Annotated in this window: 5 protein-coding genes; 1 reads left to right on the top strand and 4 read right to left on the bottom strand. The window is 69.1% G+C overall.

Annotated features, from left to right (window positions below):
- A partial coding sequence (locus tag I53_RS05695) for a phosphoribosylaminoimidazolesuccinocarboxamide synthase (RefSeq protein ID WP_043347668.1) occupies window positions 1-455 on the top strand: 455 nt, incomplete at its 5' end.
- A gap of 39 nt (window positions 456-494) precedes the next feature.
- On the opposite strand, the gene I53_RS05690 is transcribed toward I53_RS05695, so the two are convergent.
- The 4 genes from I53_RS05690 to I53_RS33730 all read right to left on the bottom strand — a co-directional run.
- The gene (locus tag I53_RS05690; protein WP_020091862.1) at window positions 495-776 is read right to left on the bottom strand and encodes a DUF2312 domain-containing protein; all 282 of its coding nucleotides are present in this window, start codon (window positions 774-776) and stop codon (window positions 495-497) included.
- Window positions 777-831: 55 nt separating this feature from the next.
- Window positions 832-2,013 carry an alpha/beta hydrolase gene (locus tag I53_RS05685; protein ID WP_043347665.1) on the bottom strand — a complete coding sequence of 394 codons (1,182 nt, stop codon included), beginning with the start codon at window positions 2,011-2,013 and terminating at the stop codon, window positions 832-834.
- Window positions 2,014-2,099: 86 nt separating this feature from the next.
- Window positions 2,100-3,464, bottom strand: coding sequence for an MFS family transporter (locus tag I53_RS05680; RefSeq protein ID WP_043347663.1), 1,365 nt, complete (start codon window positions 3,462-3,464; stop codon window positions 2,100-2,102).
- 102 nt (window positions 3,465-3,566) lie between these two features.
- Window positions 3,567-4,032 (bottom strand): hypothetical protein (locus tag I53_RS33730; protein WP_043347660.1); only part of this gene is annotated, 466 nt, incomplete at its 5' end.

Raw genomic sequence — 4,032 nt, 5'->3', positions numbered from 1 at the left:
CCGAGCAGTGGCGCACCGTGTCCGACGCGGCGCTGGCGCTGTTCGCCCGCGGCACGCCGCTGGCGGCCGAGCGCGGTCTCATCCTGGCCGACACGAAATACGAGTTCGGCACCGATTCCGAAGGCCGGATCGTCCTCGCCGACGAGATCCATACGCCCGACAGCAGCCGGTACTGGTTCGCGCAGAGCTATCCGGAGCGCTTCGCCGCGGGTTCCGCGCCGGAGAGCTTCGACAAGGATTTCGTGCGCAATTGGGTCGTCGCCCGCTGCGATCCGTACAAGGACCCGATTCCGGAGATTCCCGCGGAGGTCGTCCTAGAGACGGCCGCGGTCTACATCCGCGCCTACGAGACGATCACGGGGGCGCGCTTCGTCCTGCCGGATCCGAGCGAGGAGCCCTTGGAGCGCATTCGGCGCAACATCGCCGCCTATCTCGCGGGCTCCTCGCAGTCCTGAGGGGAGGGCGGCGCGCGGCGCCGCACTCCGTCGAGAGGATCAGGCCGCGGCCGCGATCGGGGCCGGCGAGGGCGCATCCATGGCGCGCAGGTAGACGTCGAGGAGCGTCTCCTGCTCGTCGCGCTCATCCTTGTCCTGCTTGCGGATCTTCAGGATCTCCTTGAGCACCTTGACGTCGAGACCCTCGCCCTTGGCCTCGGCGAAGACCTCCTTCTTGGCCTCCATCAGGTCCTTGATCTCCTCCTCCAGCCGTTCCACGCGCTCGATGATCGAGCGGATGCGGTCGCCCGCGACGCCCACGGTGTCGGTCATGTCGGTCATGCATTCCCTCGTCGGATGACGGCGGCACCCTCGCCGGGACAGGGTAAGCGACCGGTTAAGGACGGCCCGGCGCGTGGACCCGGTCCTCGATCCAGCCGACGATCGCATCCGCCACCGCATCGCTGTTCGATTCCAGCATCATCATGTGGCCGTTGCCGTGAATGCCGTGCTCGGCGAGCGCCAGCCGGTCCGGTTTCGCGCCCGCCTGGGCCAGGAATGCAGCCGTGCAATCATCCATGGTGGCGCGGAACGAGGCTTCGGCGGTGACGAGCACGGCGGGCACGCGGGCGAGGTTCGGCAGCGTTCGAGCAGGCTCAGCCTGAAGCCAGCAGCGGATCTTGTCGGGTGCGGCGGCGCGGTCGTCCTGAACGACCGTCAAATCGGCCGGGCTGCTGACGGGGGGCTCGAAATGCAGCGGCACCCGGGTGATGCCGTAGGGCCGGGCCCGCGCCTCCCCGACGCGCTCGTACCAATCGGCGCCGCCCTTGAAGCGGATGTCGAAGAAGGTCGGCCCGTTGGGCTCGACGGCGACATGCGCCTTCACGAGGTCGGGGCGCTGATCGGAAACCGCCCAGCCGAAGACGCCGGCCTGCGAATGCGTCAGCAGGATCGCGGGGCCGATCTTCTCCAGAAGGGCGATCAGGGCCGGATCGACCAGTTCCTCGCTCTTCAGCGCGCTGGCGATATAGGGCACCTGGGACAGGTAGAACTGGTCGAAGGCGGCGTTGCCGCGCACCCCCGGGCCGCCCGGCCACTGGCTGTGCAGCTTCGCCTGCGGGTAGAGCGGGACGCGTTCCTGCCCGGTGAACACCGTCTCCAGATCCTCGACGGGCAGGCGGGCATAGGGTCCGTAGGTCTCCGGATCGCCGCCCGAGCGGCCACGCCCGACCTGATCCACGACGTAGACCGTGAAACCCTTGGCGGCGAAGCGGTCAGCCCAGCCAGGCCGTCCGTCCGGCGTGCCGAGGAAGTTGGTCCCGGTCTGGGCGGTGCCGTGCACCAGAACGATCGGATAGGGCTGCGTCACCCGCGCCGGTGCGCGATACTCCACGAACATCTGCCCGGAGGCCGTGGTCTTGCCTGCCGCCGTCGCGAAGCGGCCGCCGACGAAGAAATAGCCCGCGGGCTGTTTCGGCTTGAACGGCGTGTCGCCGGAGCCCCCCTCGGTGGCCTCGGATGCCGAAGCGGTTGCGAGGCAGAGCAGGGTCAGTGCCCCGGCGGCGGCCTTCCTGAGCATGGCGTCCTCCCGCGGACGTCTGGCGCGTCCGGCGGGAGGCATATCAGCGTGAAAGTCGGGCCCGGTCCAGCCGGACGGCCCACCTGTCAGGCGTGTGCGAGGCCGCGCTTCTTCCCCAGCGCCTCCTCGACGGTGCCGGCGCCGTCGAGATAGCCGTGGACCTTGGGGTTCGGCATGATCAGCGAGGCCACGAAGGCGATCGCCATCAGGACGGTGACGTACCAGAAGAACGTGCTCTCCATCCCGTTGTCCTTGAACCACAGGGCGACGAACTCGGCGGTGCCGCCGAAGGTGGCGTTGGCCACCGCGTAGGAGAGGCCGACCCCGAGGGCGCGGACGTTGGTGGGGAACAGCTCCGCTTTCACGATGCCGCTGATGCCCGTGTAGAACGACACGACCGCGAGCCCGAGGGTGATCAGCGCGAAGGCCAGATAGGGATCCTTGTTGGTGCCGAGCGCCGTCATCAGCGGCACCACCATGAGTGTGCCGAGGCCGCTGTAGAGCAGCATGTTCGCCTTGCGGCCGATCTTGTCGGACAGCGCGCCGAAGATCGGCTGGATGATCATGTAGACGAACAGCACCACCGTCATCGTCTGCGACGCCGAGGTCTTCGGCATGCCGGCAGTGTTGACGAGATACTTCTGCATATACGTCGTGAAGGTATAGAAGCTCAGGGAGCCGCCCGCCGTGTAGGCCACGACGACCAGGAACGCCCGCCAGTGCTTCGACAGCTCGGCGAAGGTGCCGGCGGTCTCCTTGTCACTGCTGTCCTTCGTCTCGGCCAGGGAGCGTCGCAGATAGAGTGCGACGACCGCCAGCCCGGCGCCGATGAAGAACGGGATGCGCCAGCCCCAGGCGGTCAGTTCCGGGCCGGTCATCACCGCCTGGAGCAGGACCAGGACCAGCGAGGCCAGGAGCTGGCCACCGATCAGCGTGACGTACTGGAAGGAGGCGAAGAAGCCGCGTCGGCCCTTGATCGCGACTTCGCTCATGTAGGTTGCAGAGGTGCCGTATTCGCCGCCGACGGACAGGCCTTGGAGCATGCGGGCGAGGAGCAGCAGCACCGGGGCCAGGGTACCGACATGCTCGTAGGTCGGCAGGATGCCGATCAACAGCGAGCCGAAGCACATCAGCAGCACCGAGACGACCATCGAGGTCCGGCGTCCGACACGATCGGCGATGCGCCCGAACAGCCAGCCGCCGACCGGTCGCATGAAGAATCCGACCGCGAAGATGCCCGCGGTCTGGAGGAGCTGGCTGGTGGAATCGCCCTTCGGGAAGAAGGCCGGCGCGAAGTAGAGGGCGAAGAACGCGTAACAGTAGAAATCGTACCATTCGACGAGATTGCCCGAGGACGATCCGACGATGGCCCAGATGCGGCGCTTGCGGTCTGCGGCGTCATCGTGGGCGCTCGGTGCGATACCGATCGTATCGTCGCGCGAGGCGGACATGGCGTCTCCGTCGATCAATCTCGATGCCGGCCTGGGCCGGTCTCTACTTGGTGCGGCGCGACGTTACAGGTGACGGGCCTGATCGCAAGACCGTGAGCGGACTTAGCCGAGGACAGCCCGCGCGGGTGTCACCGGCCGCATGGCCACGACGCCGCGGGACGGAACGGTTCGCCCCGAGGCCCGTTGCGGGCCGGCATGGGCGTCGGGGATTGTCCGACGGCCGCAGGAGGAGAGGCCATGAAGCGCATTCTGAGAGACACGGTTGCGGCGGCCATCGTCGTGGCCGGAGCGGCAACGGCATTCGCGCAGGGCGGCCCAGGCGGCGGGGGCGGCCCCGGCGGCGGCGGACCCGGCGGTCCCGGTGGAGCTGCCGGCGCGGGCGCCGGTCCGGCCGGTGGCGGCGGTGCTGGCGGCGGCGCTGGCGGCGGGATGCGGGGCGGTGCCGGCGGCGCGGACGGCGGCGCGATGCGCGGGCCAGGCGGTGCCGAGGGCGGTCCGCGCGGCGCCGAGCCGGGTGGACCGGCGGGTCGTGGTGCCGAGGGACCGGGCCGCCCGGATGGCGCCGCCG

Source organism: Methylobacterium sp. B1, from assembly GCF_000333255.1.
Classification (GTDB): Bacteria; Pseudomonadota; Alphaproteobacteria; order Rhizobiales; family Beijerinckiaceae; genus Methylobacterium; species Methylobacterium fujisawaense.
This window is presented reverse-complemented; position numbering and strand designations above follow the sequence as displayed.